Here is a 16749-nt window from a genome sequence, read left to right as displayed (position 1 = left end):
CCGAGCGGCGCTTCCTCAGGTCGCGGCTTGCGCCCTGGCGAGCCGGGCATCGAGCTTCACGGCCCCGTACGCGAGGCCGAACATCAGCACCCCGACCCCGAGGCAGTTCACCAGGACGATCCCGTACCCGTGCTCGCCGACGTCGATGAACGGGTACGGGTACCAGTCGACGAAGGCGCCCCGGACCAGCGTGTAGAGCAGCCAGAAGACCGGCAGCCGCAGGAACGGCACGAGATCGTCGGTCGTGGCGCGACCGCGCGGCCCGAACACCAGCCAGCCGACGAGTCCGAGCAGCGGCGCGACCAGGTGCAGCAGCTTGTCGGCGAGCAGGTCGGCACCGTCGAGGTCGAGAAGCGGGCGCAGGAAGAAGAAGTGCACGATGCCACCGCCGAAGCAGAGCACCACGGCGTTGAGGCGCAGCGCCCGCCAGACCCTGGTGTCCCGGTCGCGTCCGAGCGCGAGCGTGAGCGCCGACCACGCCACCAGGACGTTGCTCCAGATCGTCAGGTAGGAGCAGAACCGGATCAGCCGGGTGCCGGTGTCCGGGCGGTTGTTCTCGTCGAGCACCTTGTGGCCCTGGAGGACGAGGACGAGCTGGAGCACGACGGCGAGCGCCGCGACGGCGAAGGTGACCGCGTGGAACGCGCGAGCGCGGGTCACGGGCGGAGCAGCTGCCCGGCGAGCGCGAAGTCGTACCCGGCGCAGAGCGGCGCGTACCACCCGGGCAGACGCGAGTCCGGGCTCGGCCCCTGGCCGAAGTCGAACAGCGCGTGTGCCGCCCAGCCGAGGGCGAGCAGCCGACGGCCGGTGACCGGCGCGCGCCCGGCGGCGACGGCGGCCAGTGCGGTCGCGCCGACCACGACGGCGCCCTCGACGAGCAGCGCGACCGAGCGCTCGTGCTCGCGGCGTGCGGCCGGGTAGATCACCGCAGCGGTGACCAGTCCGACGCCGGCGCCGATCACCGGTGCGCGACCACCGCGTCGACGCAGCGGTTCAGCCGTGACGGCTCCGAGTGCTGCTCCTGCCGCGAGGGCGACTGCCTGGTTGCTCACGGTCTCACTCTGCCAGCACGGCGCACGAACGACGAGACCCCCGGAGCAGTGCTCCAGGGGTCTCGGTCGAGATCGTTCCGATCAGCCGCCGGCGACGGCGGGGATGATCGAGATGGAGGTGCCGGCCGGGGTGGCGGTGCCCAAGCCGTCGAGGAAGCGGACGTCGTCGTTGCCGACGTACACGTTCACGAACCGACGGATGTCGCCGCCGTCGTCCAGCACCCGGGCCTTGATCCCGGGGTGGTTGGACTCGAGGTTGTCCAGCACGTCGCCGAGGTCGGCGCCCTCGGCGACCACCTCGGACTCGCCCCCGGTGTAGGTGCGCAGGATGGTGGGGATGCGGACGGAAACGCTCATGGTTCTCCTCGAGAAGTGGTGGTCAGACGATGCCGGACGCGGCGAACGCGTCGTACGTCGGTGCGATGGTCGCCACGGGACCGACCTGGCCCGAGATCGCGTCCAGGGTCTTGAGGCCGTGACCGGTGTTGATGACGACGGTCTCGAGCTCGGGGTCGAGCTGTCCGGTCTCGACGAGCTTCTTGAGCACGGCGACGGTCGTGCCCCCGGCGGTCTCGGTGAAGATGCCCTCGGTCCGCGCCAGCAGGACGATGGCGTCGCGGATGGCGTCGTCGGTGACCTCCTCGACCGCACCCCCGGTACGGCGGGCGATGTCCAGCACGTAGATGCCGTCAGCCGGGTTGCCGATCGCCAGCGACTTGGCGATCGTGTCCGGCTTGACCGGGCGGATCGCGTCGACGCCGGCCTTGAAGGCCGTGGCGACCGGACCGCAGCCCTCGGCCTGCGCACCGAAGATCTTGTACGGCTTGTCCTCGACGAGCCCGAGCTTGATCAGCTCCCCGAACGCCTTGTCGACCTTGGTCAGCTGCGAGCCCGAGGCGACCGGGATCACGATCTGGTCGGGCAGGCGCCAGCCGAGCTGCTCGGCGATCTCGTAGCCGAGGGTCTTGGAGCCCTCGGCGTAGAACGGACGGACGTTGACGTTGACGAACGCCCAGCCGTCCTCCTCGCCGGCGATCTCCGAGGCCAGCTTGTTGACGTCGTCGTAGTTGCCCTCGACGGCGACCAATGACTCGGTGAAGATCGCGGAGTTGACCTGCTTGGGGGTCTCGAGGTTGCTCGGGATGAACACGACGGTCTTGATGCCCGCACGCGCGCCGGCGGCGGCGACCGCGTTGGCCAGGTTGCCGGTCGAGGGGCAGGCGAAGACCTTTGAACCGAACTCGACGGCGGCGCTGAGGGCGCACGCGACGACACGGTCCTTGAAGGAGTTGGTCGGGTTGGTCGAGTCGTCCTTGACCCACAGGTCGGCGATGCCGAGCTCGCGGCCGAGGTTGTCGGCCCTCAGCAGCCGGGTGAACCCGGGCTCGGTGTTCGGCGAGGACTCGATGTCGTCGGGCACGGGAAGCAGCGCCTTGTAGCGCCAGATGTTCGCGGGGCCGGCCTCGATCTGCTCGCGCGTCACCGACGGGAAGTCGTAGGCGATCTCGAGCGGACCGAAGCACTCCAGACACGCGTAGTGCGGTCCGAGCTCCTGGGTGGTGCCGCACTCCCGACAGATGAGTCCGGTGGCGTGACCGAAGGCGCCGTCGCGAAGCACGGTGCCGGTCGATGTCTCAGTGACGTTGCTCAAAGGAGGCCTCCTTCTCATCTTCCCCGGGCCGACTCTCGGACCAGGACGGATTTGGCACCACACCGCACGGTTCCGATCCGACGATCCGGAGACGGAGGCTCGAGCGGCGGTTGCCGGGACTTCAACGGGCCGTTCCCTCAGTCCCTCTCGATGAGCTGTGCACCAGCGTAGAGACGATCCCGCCTCCGGTGCACATCGATTCCGAAATCTGAGACCGATGTCTCAAATTGCGGACATCACGGGTTCGGCCGCGCGAGCCGGTCGTGCAGGACCTCGAGGAAGTCCATCACCCCGTCGGGCCCGTCGACGACCGCATCGCAGAGGTCCCGCAGGGCGGACTCCTCGTCCGAACCGGACGCGACCAGCAGGGCGGGCATCCCCTGCGCACGCAGCTCGCGCACCGCGGTGAAGGCGGGAACGTCGCCGAGGTCGTCACCGACGAAGACGATCCCTCCGACGTCGTGCTCCGCGACCAGCGACCGCAGCGCGATGCCCTTGTCCATGCCGCCTGCGCGGATCTCGATGACGTAGCGGCCCGGTTCGACCGTCAGGTTGCGCGCCTGCGCCGCCGCGGTCAGCACCGGGAGCAGGGCGTCGAACGCGGCCTTCGGGTCCGCGCAGCGCCGGGTGTGGACCCCGACGGCAAGACCCTTCTCCTCGATGTGCGCGTCCGGAGTACCGGCCTGTCGGAGGATCCGCGGCAGATCCCCGATCAGGCTGGCCAGTCCGCTCGGCGGCTTCGGTGAGACGACCCGGCGTCCGGCGGAGGTCCAGCGCTCGTTGCCGTACTGCCCCAGCACGACGAGCTCGTGCCCGTGCCGACCGATCTCGTCGCCGACGTCGTCCAGCCCTCCGAGCGCCAGGACCTGCCGGGCCGGTCGGCCGGTGATCACCGCGATCGTGCGGACGCGGTCGGCGAGCCTGGTCAGCAGGTCGCCCGCGCGCTCGTGGATGTGCGCGACCTCGGGGTTGCCCACGATCGGCGACAGGGTCCCGTCGAAGTCCAGCGCGATCAGCAGACGAGCACCGACTGCCACGACGGCGTCGTACTGGTCCGCGTCCTCCGGGGCGCTCAGCTCCATGGCTCCACTCTCGCAGAGGCGGTCGAGCGGTTGACTACTGGTAGTCGGTGGTGAGGATGACGGTCAGCATCTTGGGGTTCATCGGTTCGAACGAAGCCTTGATGCGGGTGATGTCCAGGTCGGCCGCGAGCAGCTTGGCAGCGGCTCGCATCTTCGGGCCGTAGTAGACCGTGCTCGCGTCGACCGACCCGTGCCAGTTGTCGGTCTTGAAGATGTTCCAACCGGCCTTCTCGGCCCGGGTCGCGGTCGCGCCGGCGAGCCCCTTGATGTTGGTGTTGTTGAAGACCACCACGGTCGTCTTGCCCTTGTTGACCGGCTTCGGGGGCTTGGGAGTGCTGGGGGTGCTCACCGGCCCACCGGGCCCCTCGGTGATCGGAGGTGTCGTGGGGGTCGGGCTCGGCGGCACGGTCGAGGTCGCGGCGGGCGACACCTTGGCCGGGCCGTTGTCGTCGTTGCCCTGGGTGGCGATGAAGCCGAGACCGGCGAGCGCGACGGCGGAGATGCTCAGCACCATCACCCGGGTCGGCAGGACCACACCGGCTGCGTCACGGGCAGCACCTCGGGTCGGGCGTCGCGAGGACATCAGGTGCTTAGAGCTCGAACCCGAGACGGCGGGCGGAGCGCTGGCGCTGACGAGCAGCGCGGAGACGACGCAGCCGGCGCACCAGCAGCGGGTCGTGCTCGAGCGCCTCCGGACGGTCGATCAGTGCGTTGAGCACCTGGTAGTACCGGGTCGAGCTCATGTCGAACTTCTCGCGCACGGCGGCCTCCTTGGCCCCGGCGAACTTCCACCACTGCCGCTCGAAGTCGAGGATGCCCTGATCGCGCTCGGACAGGAGACCCGACTCCTCGGGCTGCCCGGAACTCAGTGCTTGGTTGGCGACCATCGTCGTCGACTCCTCGGGGTGCTGCAGGTGGACGTCTCTCATCCTAGGGGACGAACCACACGGATGTCATTCGATCCGCTCGGGCGCGTCCCGGCGCTCGGACGCCCCCGCTAGGGTGGATCACGTGACTGGATCCAGCCGCCGCCGCAAGACAGCAGTCCCGCGCGCCGACCTGGTCATCGTGGCCAACAGGCTGCCGGTCGACCGGCTCGTCGGCGCGGACGGCGCGGTCAGGTGGCGCCGCTCCCCCGGCGGCCTGGTCAGCGCCCTCGCGCCGGTGATGAACAGCCAGGACGGCGCCTGGATCGGATGGCCCGGCGACGTCGGTGAGGACCTCGAACCGTTCGAGAACGACGGGATGACCCTCGTCCCGGTGAGCATGTCGGCCGAGGAGTACGAGGAGTACTACGAGGGCTTCTCCAACGCGACGCTCTGGCCGCTCTACCACGACGTCGTCGCCAAGCCGGAGTTCCACCGGGAGTGGTGGGACGCCTACGTGACGGTCAACCGCCGGTTCGCCGAGGCAGCCGCCGCGGTCGCCGACGAGGGCGCGATGGTCTGGGTGCAGGACTACCAGCTGCAGCTGGTGCCGGCACTGCTGCGTGAGCTGCGCCCGGACCTGCGCATCGGCTTCTTCCTGCACATCCCGTTCCCGCCCGCCGAGCTGTTCTCCCAGGTGCCGTGGCGCCGCGAGCTGCTCGAAGGTCTGCTCGGCGCGGACCTCGTCGGCTTCCAGCTCTCCGGTGCCGCGCAGAACTTCATCCGGCTGGTCCGGCAACGGGTCGGCCACAAGACGCACCGGGACTCGGTGTACCTGCCCGACGGTCGGGTCGTCACGGCCAAGGCGTTCCCGATCTCGATCGACACCGCCCAGTTCGAGGAGCTCGCCCGCTCCGAGGCCGTCCAGGCCCGGGCCGCGCAGATCCGCGAGGACCTCGGCAACCCGCGCAAGATCTTCCTGGGCATCGACCGACTGGACTACACCAAAGGCATCTACGCCCGGTTGCGCGCCTTCAGCGAGCTCATCCACGACGGCCACTTCAGCGTGGAGGACGCGACCTTCGTGCAGGTGGCGAGCCCGTCGCGCGAGCGCGTCGACCAGTACCGGATCCTGCGCGACGACATCGACCGCCTCGTCGGCCACATCAACGGCGACCTCGGCCGGATCGGTCGCCCGGCGATCTCCTACCTGAACGCGGCCTTCCCGCAGGCGGAGATGGCGGCGCTGTACGTCGCCTCCGACATCATGGTCGTGACGCCGTTCCGCGACGGCATGAACCTGGTGGCGAAGGAGTACGTCGCGTGCCGGTACTCCGACGACGGCGCGCTGGTGCTGTCCGAGTTCGCCGGCGCCGCCGAGGAGCTCAAGCAGGCCTACCTGGTCAACCCGTACGACATCAACGGGATGAAGGCGCAGATGCTCGACGCCTACCAGGCCGACGAGAAGGACCTCAACCGGCGGATGAAGGCGATGCGTCGTACGGTCGCCGAGAACGACGTGGAGCACTGGGCCAACGCCTTCCTCGCCGACCTGCGAGTCGCTCGACCGGGTCACGCGAAGCAGGTCAAGCCCGCACGGCGTACCTGACCGGGTCTGGACCAGTCGGCCGCTCGGCGACGCCGAGCTGTGGAAACCTGGCCGGGGCCAGGACCCGCGCCCTAGTCTGCGCGGATGAGCCGCAAAGTCCTCAAGGCGAACGACTCCGCCTGGTTGTACGCCGAGTCGCACCGCACGCCGATGCAGGTGGCGATGCTCGCCACCTTCCGCGTCCCCGAGGACCGACCCGACTTCGTGCGCGACCTGGTCTCCCGCTGGCGGGAGGTCCGCGAGTTCGCGGCTCCCTTCAACTACCTGCTGAAGATGGCCCCGCTGCCGAGCTGGAAGGAGCTCACGCCCGAGGAGATCGACCTGGACTACCACTTCCGGCACAACGCGCTGCCGCGCCCCGGATCCCAGCGCGAGCTCGGCGTCCTGGTCTCGCGGTTGCACTCCCAGAAGATGGACCGCCGGTACCCGCTGTGGGAGTGCCACATGATCGAGGGTCTCGAGGACGAAGCCGGTCAGCAGTGGTCGATGTACATGAAGGTGCACCACTCCCAGATCGACGGGGTCGGGGGCATCCGGCTGCTGCGGCGGATCCTGTCCGCGGACCCGGAGACCCGCGGCATGCTGCCGCCCTGGGCCGTGGGCACCCACGGCCCCGACCAGTCCGGGCTCCCGCCCAAGGAGAAGGCTCCCGTCCCCGCCCAGCACCAGACGGCGCCGATCGCGGCCGCGGTGTCCAGTGCGAGCGCGGTGGCCGGGTCGCTCGGACGGACCTACAGCGAGTCGTTGATGGGCACCCAGGACGCCGACCGCGCCGTACCCTTCCGCGCTCCGAAGACGGTGTTCAACGGCCGCATCCACACCCCGCGCCGGTTCGCCACCCAGCACTACCCGATCGACCGGCTCCGGGCCGTGTCCACGGCCACCGGAGGCAGCCTCAACGACGTCTTCCTCGCGCTCTGCGGAGGAGCCATGCGTCGGTACCTGACCGAGCTGGGCGACCTGCCGTCCGAATCGTTGATCGCGAACGTCCCGGTCTCGGTCCGCGAAGCGGGAGACGGCGCCGGGGTCGGCAACGCGATCACGTTCCTCTACTCGAGCCTCGGCACCGACGTCGCTGCACCGGTCGAGCGGATCCGGGTGATCCAGGCCTCCACCAAGCTCGGCAAGGAACGTCTGCCTCAGGTCGGCTCGCTCGCGATGGACGCCTACACCGCGGTCCTGATGGCGCCGTTCATGTCGCAGTCGATCCTCGGCTTCGGGGGCCGCGGCCGACCTGCCTCCAACGTCGTCATCTCCAACGTGCCCGGGCCGGCCGAGGCGCGCTACCTCGACGGCTCCCGGCTCGAGGAGATCTACCCGGTCTCGCTACTCTTCAACGGCCAGGCGCTGAACATCACCGCCGTGTCCTACGACGGCGAGTTCAACATCGGCTTCACCGGCTGCCGCGACTCGATCCCCTCCCTGCAGCGCATCGCTGTCCACGCGGGCGAGGAGCTCGAGGCCCTCGAGGCGGCGCTCGGCCTCTAGTCGCCCATCCGGTCGAGCACCGGGCCCTCGTCGAACGCAGGCTGCGGGTGCATCACCCGGGTGATCTCCTCGGCCAGCTCGGGACCGAGCTCACCCCACCCGTCCTTGTAGCCGTAGACCGCGGCCAGCGAGCGGGCCTCGTAGTTCCCGCAGAAGATGTCCACGTCGCGGGCGGTGATCAGACCGGGGTGCGGCACCCCGACGGCCGCCGAGACCTTCATCAGCTCCTTGCGCAGCGTGGTCACGTAGTTCGCGCAGCGTTGCGACTTCAGCGTCGGGTCGAGCCCGTGCACCAACCACTTGTTCTGGGTGGCGACCCCGGTCGGGCACGTGTCGGTGTGGCACTTCTGCGACTGGATGCAACCGATCGAGAGCATCGCCTCGCGCGCCACGTTGACCATGTCCGCGCCGAGCGCGAACGCCACCACCGCGTTGTCGGGAAGCCCTAGCTTGCCCGAGCCGATGAAGGTGAGCTCGTCGGTGAGGTCCATCTCGGCGAACGCGCCGTACACCCGCGCGAAGCCCATCCGGAACGGGACGGCGATCGAGTCGGCGAAGATCAGGGGCGTTGCTCCGGTGCCGCCCTCGCCGCCGTCGATGGTCACGAAGTCCACGCCGCGATCGCCGCGCGCCATCAACCGGGTCAGGTCGTACCAGAACTGCATCTCCCCGACGGCCGACTTGATCCCGACGGGCAGGCCGGTCTCCGCCGAGACGTGCTCCACGAAGTCGAGCATGCTGTCGACGTCGCCGAACGCGGTGTGCCGGGACGGGCTCGAGCAGTCCTGACCTTCCGGGATCCCGCGGATCTCGGCGATCTCCCGGGTGACCTTCGCCGCAGGCAGCAGGCCACCGAGGCCGGGCTTGGCTCCCTGGCTCAGCTTGATCTCGATGGCCTTCACCGGGGCCGAGTCCACGACCTCCTTGAGCCGCTCGACGTCGAAGTTGCCGCTCGCGTCGCGGCAGCCGAAGTACGCCGTTCCGATCTGCAGCACGAGGTCGCCGCCGCTGCGGTGGTAGGGCGAGAGTCCGCCCTCGCCGGTGTTGTGCAGGCAGCCCGCTCCGGCCGCACCCTTGTTCAGCGCGACGATCGCGGCGCTCGACATCGATCCGAAGCTCATCGCCGAGATGTTCACGACGGACGCCGGCCGGAACGCCCCGGCTCGACCTCGCGGCCCGCCGAGGACCTTGGCGCTCGGAAGCCGGCCGGACTTGTCGTGGTCGTCGGGGAGCTTGTCGGCGAAGGTGCGGTGCTTGATGTAGGCCAGGCCCTGGGTGTGCTCCACGTCGACGTCGGTGCCGAACCCGAAGTAGTTGTTCTCCTCCTTGGCGGAGGCGTAGATCCAGGTGCGCTGGTCCCGGTTGAACGGGCGCTCCTCCTCGTTGCTGGTCACGATGTACTGCCGCAGCTCCGGCCCGATCGTCTCGAGCCAGTAGCGCGCGTGCGCCAGCACCGGGAAGTTCCGCATCAACGCATGCTTCTTCTGGGTGAGGTCCCGCACGGCGACGACGCCGATCGCGACCGCCGCACCCCCGGCCAAGCGGCTCAGTCTCATGGGCCCTGTCCTACCTCTCCCGACGGCGCCTGTCCACGACCCGGTGATCCCGTTCCCACGGTCCAGGGAGCGGACGATGCGCCGGTTCAGGGCTTTGTTGGTAATTTTCGCCCCATGGATCTGATCCCGAAGCCGGACCAGGTCGCCTCCGCTGCCAGCAACGTCGCCCACAAGGTGCTGTACGGCGGGCTGGCGGACCTCCGACCGATGCCCCGGACCCTCATCGACGACGGTCCGCTCCGCGAGGTCTACCACTACCGACCGCAGAAGCAGGTGCGGACGACCGGCGACCCGGTCCTCCTCGTCACCCCGCTCGCGGCTCCAGCGATCTGCTTCGACCTGCGTCGCGACTGCTCCCTGGTGGAGCACTTCGTGAAGGCCGGTCGACCGACCTACCTGGTCGAGTACGGCGAGGTCTCCTTCAAGGACCGCAACTTCGGGCTCGAGCACTGGGTGGACGAGGTCATCCCCGAGGCGATCCGCGAGGTCAGCGCGCACGCCGGCGGGCGTCCGGTGCACGTCGTCGGCTGGTCGCTGGGCGGCATCTTCGCAGCGCTGGTCGCGGCCTCGGACGCCAAGCTCCCGATCGCGTCGCTGACGATCGTCGGGTCTCCGTTCGACGTCCGTGAGGTTCCGCTGGTCGCGCCCTTGCGCCCGATCCTGAAGATCACCGACGGCGGCATCGTCACCCGGATCTACCGCGCGATGGGCGGTGCTCCGAAGCCTCTGGTCCGCCGCGCCTTCCAGCTCAGCAGCGGCACGAAGCTGCTCACCAAGCCGATCGCGACGCTGCAGCACCTCGACGACGCCGAGTGGCTCGCCCAGATCGAGGCGGTCGACCGGTTCACCGCGAACATGATCGCCTATCCCGGCCGCACGTTCGGCCAGATGTACCACCGCGTGCTCAAGCACAACCAGCTGATCACGGGAAAGGTGAACCTCTCGGGCCAGGACATCAAGCTGTCCGACATCAAGGTCCCGGTCCTGGTCTTCGCCGGCAACACCGACGGCATCGCTCCGATCCCCGCAGTGAAGGCTGTCGTGCCGCTGCTGACCAACGCGCACGAGGTCAGGTTCGAGATCGTCCCTGGCGGACACCTGGGCATGCTGACCGGCCGCGCCGCCCGGCAGACGACGTGGGTGGTCATGGACGAGTGGATCGCTCAGTACTCCACCCCGGACGACCGCGAGCAGAAGCCGGTGAAGAAGGTCGCGGCCAGACCCGCCAAGAAGGTTGCGAAGAAGGCTGCGAAGAAGGCACCGGCGCGAAAGACTGCAGCCGTGAAGAAGACCGCCGCCAAGCCGGCCGCCGAGGTCGCGCCCGACCGCTCCGCGATCGGATCCAACCGCGACCGTCGGTTCTCCTCCTCGTCGTCGCGCGACCTGGCGCCCAAGCGATGACCCGTACCCGTCACCTCGTCCGGGGCGCAGCCCTGACGATCGGCTTCTCGCTGCTCGCGGCATGCGGCTCCGGTGGGTTCGGGTCGGCCGAACCGAGCGCGCTGCCAACCTTGAAGGTGCAGAAGTACGTCGCCCTGGGCGACGGGTTCGCCTCGGCGCCGTACCTCGGCGCGGACACCTCGAAGTCGCTGAAGTGTCTGCGTTCGAAGGAGAACTACCCGCACCTGGTCTCCACGGGAGTGTCCGCCAGCGTTCTCGTCGACGCCACCTGCGTAGGGGCGACGACGAAGGCATTGACGTCGGCCTCGAAGGCGCCCGGAAGCAAGAAGGAGCTCCGCCCGCAGTTCGACGCCGTGGCCAGCGACACCGACCTGATCACGATCGGGATCGGCATCGAGGACGGCAACCTGCTTCAGGACATGTTCCGCATCTGCACGGCAGAGCCGTGCGGCGACGATGTCCTGGCGCCCACGATCCTGAGGGCGACCACCGCGTACGGAACCAGCCTGACGACAGCCCTTCGGACGCTCCAGGACGTCGCGCCCAGGGCCAAGATCATCGTCGTCGGCTACCCGCAGCTGATGCCGAAGACCGGCCTGTGCGACGCACTGCCCGACATGACGGACGTGCAGCTGAACTACGCCGCGACCGTGCTCGACAAGATCAACACGCTGCTGCGATCTGCAGCGTCGCAGACAGGGTCGACCTTCATCGACGTCGCCGAGCTGTCTGCCGATCACACCGCGTGCTCGGACGTTCCGTGGGTCAACAGCTTCCGGACGAAGCCGGGCAAGCAGCAGGCGTTCCACCCGGTGGAGGCCGAGCAGCAGGCGGTGGCGGACGCCATCCTGGACGTCGTCCGCTCCACTTCGCAGGCCCGGTAATAATGAAGGCGCCATGACGCCTCCTGCTCCTGCCCGTGCACCACGGCGCCGACGTTCTGCTGGCGCGGTGGTCCTGAGTACCGCGCTCCTCGTGGTTTCGGGGTGCGGCAAGGAGGAGCCACCTCCACCCGCGCCCACACCGTCGAACAGCGAGTACGTGGCGATGGGGGACTCGTACACCGCCGTCGCCGGTGACGGTCCGTACCGGGACTCGAGCTGCTACAGAGCGTTCGACAACTACCCCTCCCTCCTCGCGGAGAAGGAGAACCTCGTCGGGTTCACCGACGCGTCGTGCGGTGGCGCCGACTCCGAAGACCTGGAGAACACCCAGTACCTCCCGAGCGGCGGCGCCAACCCCCCGCAGCTCGAGGCGGTGACCAGGCAGACGAAGCTCGTGACCCTCGGCATGGGGATCAACGACAACGACCTCGGCACCATCGTGACCCTCAGCTGCTACTCGCTGACCAACAAGGTGTCGGAGACGTGCCGGGCGTACCTCGACCGGCCCGAGTCCGAGCTCGACGACCTGGTCAAGAAGATGGGTACCGGGATCACGAAGAACCTGGCTGCGATCCGCGCTGCCGCTCCCGACGCTCGGATCGTGCTGATCGGCTACCCGCGATCGCTCCCCGACAAGGGCGTCTGCGACTCCGAGCTGCCGCTCCCGGGCCAGGCCGCCGAACGCGCGAGAAGGATGGCGGTCGCGGTCAACGACGAGCTCAAGCAGGTCGCGAAGAAGGAGCAGGTCGACTTCGTCGACATGTACGAGGCGTCCACCGGGCACGACATCTGCTCCGACGAACCCTGGGTCAACGGCCAGCAGACGATCGCCGGCGAGGCCCTCCCGTTCCACCCGTTCGAGGCCTACCACGTGGCGGTCGCCGACAAGCTCTCCGCGCTGCTCGACGCGTCCTAGGTCGACGGGATGGGCGCACTGACCGACCTGGTCGCGAAGGGGCAGATGGCGCCGGACTGGGCAGCCGCCCTGGCGCCCGTCGAGGACGACATCACCCGGATGGGTGCCTTCCTGCGCGCCGAGATCGCTGCTGGTCGCGGGTACCAGCCCTCCGGGGACAAGGTCCTGCGCGTCTTCGCCCGCCCCCTGGCCGACGTACGGGTCCTGATCGTCGGCCAGGATCCCTACCCGAACCCCGGCCACCCCGTCGGGTTGAGCTTCTCGGTGGCACCCGAGGTCCGCCCGCTGCCGCCGAGCCTGGTGAACATCTACAAGGAGCTGGTGTCCGACCTCGGCGTACCGGTACCGGCCAACGGTGATCTCTCCGCCTGGGCCGACGCCGGGGTGACGCTGCTCAACAGGACTCTGACCACCGCCCCGAACATCTCGAACGCCCACCGGGGCAAAGGGTGGGAGCCGGTCACCGAGCGCGCGATCGACGTCCTGGCCGCACGCGGCGGACCACTGGCCGCGATCCTCTGGGGAGCCGACGCCCGCAAGCTGCGACCCCGCCTCGGGGCCGTCCCCTGCGTGGAGTCGGTGCACCCGAGTCCGCTCTCGGCGCGCAACGGGTTCTTCGGCTCACGCCCGTTCAGCACGGTCAACGCGCTCCTGGTCGCCCAAGGGGCGGACCCGGTGGACTGGGCACTGCCTGCGGAATAGTCGCTAGTCGTTGAAAGTTGAACTAGTATGACCGCCATGACCGAACCCCGGATGCCTGCGCTCTACATCGGCCACGGCGCTCCCCCGCTCCTGGACGACCCCGTCTGGTCGGGACAGCTGAAGGACCTCGCCGCGACGATGGCGCGGCCGACGGGGATCCTCATCGTCAGTGCGCACTGGGAGTCCGCCCCGCTGGCACTCAGCGCGAGCGGCCCGGGCACCGAGCTCGTCTACGACTTCGGCGGGTTCGACCCGCGGTACTACCGGTTGCGCTACGACACCCCCGACGCGAGCGCCTTGGCGCAGCGGGTCGCCGCGATGATGCCGGACACCGAGCAGGTCCACCAGCACGCGAGCCGCGGGCTCGACCACGGCGCCTGGGTGCCTCTGAGCATCATGTACCCGGAGGCGGACATCCCGGTGCTGCAGATGTCGTTGCCGACCCACGATCCGTTCAAGCTGCTCACCCTCGGCAGCCGGCTCCGCGAGCTGCGCGACGAGGGCGTGCTGGTGATCGGCTCCGGATTCCTGACCCACGGTCTCCCGTTCCTCAAGGAGTTCCGGATCGAGGCCGAGGCACCCGGCTGGTCGAAGGACTTCGACCTGTGGGCCGCCGAGGCGTTGGGCCGCGGTGACGTCAACGAGCTCGCGGCGTACCAGACCAAGGCGCCCGGCATGCCGTACGCGCACCCCACCGTCGAGCACTACACGCCGCTGTTCGTCACCCTCGGAGCCGCGCTCGACCCCGAGGCCCCGGGCGACCAGGTGATCGACGGCTACTGGATGGGTCTGAGCAAGCGCAGCCTGCTGGTCGCGTGAGCGCTGCGGTTTCACACCATCTGGCGTGAAACCGACAGATTGACCCGTTGCAACGTGCCGATCTGTCGGAATCACACCGGAGGGTGTGATTCCGACACGACGTCAGTGGCCGAGGATGATGCTCGCGGCCTTCTCGCCGATCATGATCGCGGGGGCGTTGGTGTTGCCGCCGGTGATGCTCGGCATGATCGAGGCGTCGGCGACGCGCAGGCTTTCGACGCCCTTGACCTTGAGGTCGGGAGTGACGACCGAGAGCTCGTCGACGCCCATCCGGCAGGTGCCGACGCCGTGGTAGATCGACGTCGCGCGGTTGAGGATCTCGTTGCGCAGGTCGCTGCCCTGCAGCCCGATGCCCGGGTGGATCTCCTCCTTGACGTGGCCGCCGAACGCCGGGTCCGCCATGATCGCGCGGGTCATCTCGGAACCCTCGAGCAGCGTGTCGAGGTCGGAGGTCTCGGCCAGGTAGTTGAAGTCGATGAGCGGCGTCGACGTGGGGTCGGTGTTCGCCAGCCGCAGGGTGCCGCGGCTGCGCGGGTAGATCAGCGAGACCAGCACGGTCATCGCGGTGCGCGGGTCGACGTCGTGCATGATCGGTTCGTCCTGGTTGGGCGACACGTAGGACCACGGCAGCATGTGCAGCTGCAGGTCCGGCACTCCGTTGACCGAGTGCGAGGTCTTGACGAAGCCCACGGACTCGAAGACCGAGTTCGCGAGGAACGTCGTCCCCGGCCGCAGGATCTCCTTGGTGATGCCCTTGGCGAAGAAGGTCGGGCTGCCCTTCATCTTCGTCGACGTGGTGTGGAACGTCAGGGCGTGGAACATGTGGTCGTGCAGGTTGTCGCCGACGGGCAGGTCGGAGACGACCTGGATGCCGTGGTCCTTGAGGTGCTGGGCGTGACCGACACCGGAGAGCATCAGGATCTGGGCCGACCCGACGAACCCGGCCGAGAGGATGACCTCCTTGCCGGCGCGGATGGTCCGGTTGCCCTTCTTGTCGGTCACCTCGACCCCGGTCGCGCGACCGTTCTCGATGACGACCTTGTTGACCATCACCTCGCTCTGCAGCTCCAGGGTGGCCGGCTTCAGGTTGTGCACGTAGCCGCGCGAGGCGCTGTACCGCAGACCGTCGGCAGCGTTCTGCTGCATGTAGGAGATGCCCTCCTGCGAGGCGCCGTTGTAGTCCTCGTTGATCGGGACGTCGAGCGCGTTCGAGACGGCGTTGATGAACTGGTGGGTTCCCTCCTGGGGGAACTTGCACTTCGAGATCCGGATCGGACCGCCGGCGCCGCGGTAGTCGTCCGCGCCACCCTCGAAGTCCTCCATCTTCTTGTACGCCGCGTTGACCGAGTCCGCGTCCCACCCGGTGTTGCCCTCGGCCGCCCACGAGTCGTAGTTGGCGCGGTTGCCGCGCACGTAGACCATGCCGTTGACCGAGCTCGAGCCGCCGACGACCTTGCCGCGCGGGACCGGCATCTTGCGGTCGAGGATGTGCTTCTGGGGCACCGAGTAGAAACCCCAGTCGACGGTCTTCTTGATCTGCGGGACCGCGTGCATCGGTCCGATCATGCCCGGCTTGTTGGTGAGGAACTTGTCGTCCTTCTTGCCCGCTTCGAGCAGGATGACCGAGTGACCGGCCTGGGCGAGTCGCCCGGCGACGGCGCTACCGGAGCTGCCCGACCCCACGACGATGTAGTCGGCTTCGTTGGAGCGCTGCTTTGCCATGGTTTCAGTCCTCATTCGTACGCGCAGTGAGCCGGGTCACGCCCGGGCCGGATAAATGTAACAAGTTCTAGTTTCTCCTGCCAGAGCGGGACGAGGGCCGGAGGTCCCGACCTGGGGTGACAGGATCAGGGGATGCGCATCCTCTCGATCCAGTCAGCCGTCGCGTACGGCCACGTCGGCAACAGCGCGGCCGTCTTCCCGCTGCAGCGCCCTGGGCCACGAGGTGCTCGCGGTGAACACGGTCCAGTTCTCGAACCACACCGGGTACGGCGCGTGGCGCGGTCCGGTCTTCCCCGGAGCCGAGGTGCACGAGGTCGTCCTCGGGATCGAGGAGCGCGGAGCCATGACCGACATCGACGTCGTCCTGTCCGGCTACCAGGGCAGCCCGGAGATCGCGGAGGTGATCCTCGATGCCGTGACCCGGGTCAAGGCGGCGAACCCGGCAGCCGTCTACGCGTGCGACCCGGTGATGGGCAACGCCCGCAGCGGGTGCTTCGTGAACCCGGCGATCCCGCCCTTGATCAAGGACCGGATCCTGCCCGCAGCCGACCTGCTCACCCCGAACCAGTTCGAGCTCGGCGAGCTCACCGGGCGGCCGGAGCTCGGGACCGACCGGCCGCCACTGGCCGCCGTGCTCGACGCCGTCGCCGTCGTCCGCGATCGCGGCCCCGGCACCGTGCTGGTGACCAGCATCGAGCACGAGGGGCTGACCGAGGAGGAGACCGGCATGCTCGCCGTCACCGCCGAGGGCGCGTGGCAGGTCCGGACTCCCAGGCTGCCGATGAAGGCCAACGGATCGGGCGACGTGACGGCTGCCCTCTTCTCCACCCACGTCACCAGTACGGGCGACCCGTGCACCGCGCTCGCGCGGACCGTCTCCAGTGTGTTCGACCTGCTGGAGAACACCTTGACGGCCGGCTCGCGCGAGCTGCTGCTGATCGAGTCGCAGGAGACCTACGCGCACCCGCGCCTGCAGTTCGTGGTCGAGCAGGTGGGTTGAG

General features: G+C 68.8%; 17 protein-coding genes and 1 riboswitch. Of the genes, 8 read left to right on the top strand and 9 right to left on the bottom strand.

What is annotated here, in order from left to right:
• Positions 1-15 precede the first annotated feature (15 nt).
• The 7 genes from ABIE44_RS12030 to ABIE44_RS12000 all read right to left on the bottom strand — a co-directional run bounded on the left by ABIE44_RS12030 (position 16) and on the right by ABIE44_RS12000 (position 4672).
• The gene (locus ABIE44_RS12030; RefSeq protein WP_209717532.1) at positions 16-660 is read right to left on the bottom strand and encodes a Pr6Pr family membrane protein; all 645 of its coding nucleotides are present in this window, start codon (positions 658-660) and stop codon (positions 16-18) included.
• Complete coding sequence (locus ABIE44_RS12025; RefSeq protein WP_209717534.1) at positions 657-1052, bottom strand: hypothetical protein; 396 nt, start codon at positions 1050-1052, stop codon at positions 657-659. Before ABIE44_RS12025 ends, ABIE44_RS12030 begins: the two co-directional genes overlap by 4 nt.
• 81 nt (positions 1053-1133) lie before the next feature.
• Positions 1134-1409, bottom strand: a complete 276-nt coding sequence (locus ABIE44_RS12020; protein ID WP_209717536.1) for a MoaD/ThiS family protein — start codon at positions 1407-1409, stop codon at positions 1134-1136.
• Positions 1410-1431: 22 nt separating this feature from the next.
• Positions 1432-2703, bottom strand: a complete 1272-nt coding sequence (gene thrC, locus ABIE44_RS12015) for a threonine synthase (RefSeq protein WP_354438033.1) — start codon at positions 2701-2703, stop codon at positions 1432-1434.
• 11 nt (positions 2704-2714) lie between these two features.
• Positions 2715-2860: riboswitch (SAM riboswitch) on the bottom strand.
• A 79-nt stretch (positions 2861-2939) separates the two neighbouring features.
• Positions 2940-3785 (bottom strand): trehalose-phosphatase, encoded by an 846-nt coding sequence (otsB, locus tag ABIE44_RS12010; protein ID WP_209717553.1) that lies wholly within the window; start codon positions 3783-3785, stop codon positions 2940-2942.
• A gap of 34 nt (positions 3786-3819) precedes the next feature.
• Positions 3820-4368 carry a LytR C-terminal domain-containing protein gene (locus ABIE44_RS12005; protein WP_209717556.1) on the bottom strand — a complete coding sequence of 183 codons (549 nt, stop codon included), beginning with the start codon at positions 4366-4368 and terminating at the stop codon, positions 3820-3822.
• 7 nt (positions 4369-4375) lie between these two features.
• On the bottom strand, positions 4376-4672 hold the full coding sequence (locus ABIE44_RS12000; RefSeq protein WP_209723325.1) for a DUF3263 domain-containing protein: 297 nt from the start codon (positions 4670-4672) through the stop codon (positions 4376-4378).
• Positions 4673-4796: 124 nt separating this feature from the next.
• Here ABIE44_RS12000 and ABIE44_RS11995 point away from each other — a divergent pair, with 124 nt between their 5' ends.
• Together ABIE44_RS11995 and ABIE44_RS11990 are read left to right on the top strand one after the other, a co-directional pair.
• Positions 4797-6260, top strand: a complete 1464-nt coding sequence (locus tag ABIE44_RS11995; protein WP_209717559.1) for an alpha,alpha-trehalose-phosphate synthase (UDP-forming) — start codon at positions 4797-4799, stop codon at positions 6258-6260.
• An 84-nt stretch (positions 6261-6344) separates the two neighbouring features.
• Complete coding sequence (locus ABIE44_RS11990; RefSeq protein WP_209717562.1) at positions 6345-7748, top strand: WS/DGAT/MGAT family O-acyltransferase; 1404 nt, start codon at positions 6345-6347, stop codon at positions 7746-7748.
• On the opposite strand, the gene ABIE44_RS11985 is transcribed toward ABIE44_RS11990, so the two are convergent.
• A complete protein-coding gene (locus tag ABIE44_RS11985) occupies positions 7745-9304 on the bottom strand; it encodes an FMN-binding glutamate synthase family protein (RefSeq protein WP_209717565.1) in 1560 nt (519 codons plus the stop codon). The genes ABIE44_RS11990 and ABIE44_RS11985 overlap by 4 nt on opposite strands.
• A 114-nt stretch (positions 9305-9418) precedes the next feature.
• Here ABIE44_RS11985 and ABIE44_RS11980 point away from each other — a divergent pair, with 114 nt between their 5' ends.
• The 5 genes from ABIE44_RS11980 (at position 9419) to ABIE44_RS11960 (ending at position 14026) form a co-directional block, all read left to right on the top strand.
• Complete coding sequence (locus tag ABIE44_RS11980) at positions 9419-10705, top strand: alpha/beta fold hydrolase (RefSeq protein WP_209717568.1); 1287 nt, start codon at positions 9419-9421, stop codon at positions 10703-10705.
• Positions 10702-11589: an SGNH/GDSL hydrolase family protein gene (locus ABIE44_RS11975; RefSeq protein ID WP_209717571.1), complete on the top strand. Its 888-nt coding sequence runs from the start codon at positions 10702-10704 to the stop codon at positions 11587-11589. The genes ABIE44_RS11980 and ABIE44_RS11975 overlap by 4 nt, the downstream gene beginning before the upstream one ends.
• Positions 11590-11752: 163 nt before the next feature.
• Complete coding sequence (locus ABIE44_RS11970) at positions 11753-12505, top strand: SGNH/GDSL hydrolase family protein (RefSeq protein WP_209717574.1); 753 nt, start codon at positions 11753-11755, stop codon at positions 12503-12505.
• 9 nt (positions 12506-12514) lie between these two features.
• Complete coding sequence (locus ABIE44_RS11965; RefSeq protein WP_209717577.1) at positions 12515-13207, top strand: uracil-DNA glycosylase; 693 nt, start codon at positions 12515-12517, stop codon at positions 13205-13207.
• Positions 13208-13243: 36 nt separating this feature from the next.
• A complete protein-coding gene (locus ABIE44_RS11960) occupies positions 13244-14026 on the top strand; it encodes a dioxygenase family protein (RefSeq protein WP_209717579.1) in 783 nt (260 codons plus the stop codon).
• 102 nt (positions 14027-14128) lie between these two features.
• Here ABIE44_RS11960 and ABIE44_RS11955 read toward each other — a convergent pair whose 3' ends face one another.
• The gene (locus ABIE44_RS11955) at positions 14129-15748 is read right to left on the bottom strand and encodes a GMC family oxidoreductase (RefSeq protein ID WP_209717581.1); all 1620 of its coding nucleotides are present in this window, start codon (positions 15746-15748) and stop codon (positions 14129-14131) included.
• 232 nt (positions 15749-15980) lie between these two features.
• On the opposite strand from ABIE44_RS11955, the gene pdxY reads away from it, so the two are divergent.
• Complete coding sequence (gene pdxY / locus ABIE44_RS11950) at positions 15981-16748, top strand: pyridoxal kinase PdxY (RefSeq protein ID WP_354438032.1); 768 nt, start codon at positions 15981-15983, stop codon at positions 16746-16748.
• The last annotated feature ends 1 nt before the right edge of the window (position 16749 follow it).

This window comes from Marmoricola sp. OAE513, from assembly GCF_040546585.1.
GTDB lineage: Bacteria > Actinomycetota > Actinomycetes > Propionibacteriales > Nocardioidaceae > Marmoricola.
Note: the sequence above shows the minus strand (reverse complement) of the source record. Positions and strands in the feature narration are given on the sequence as shown.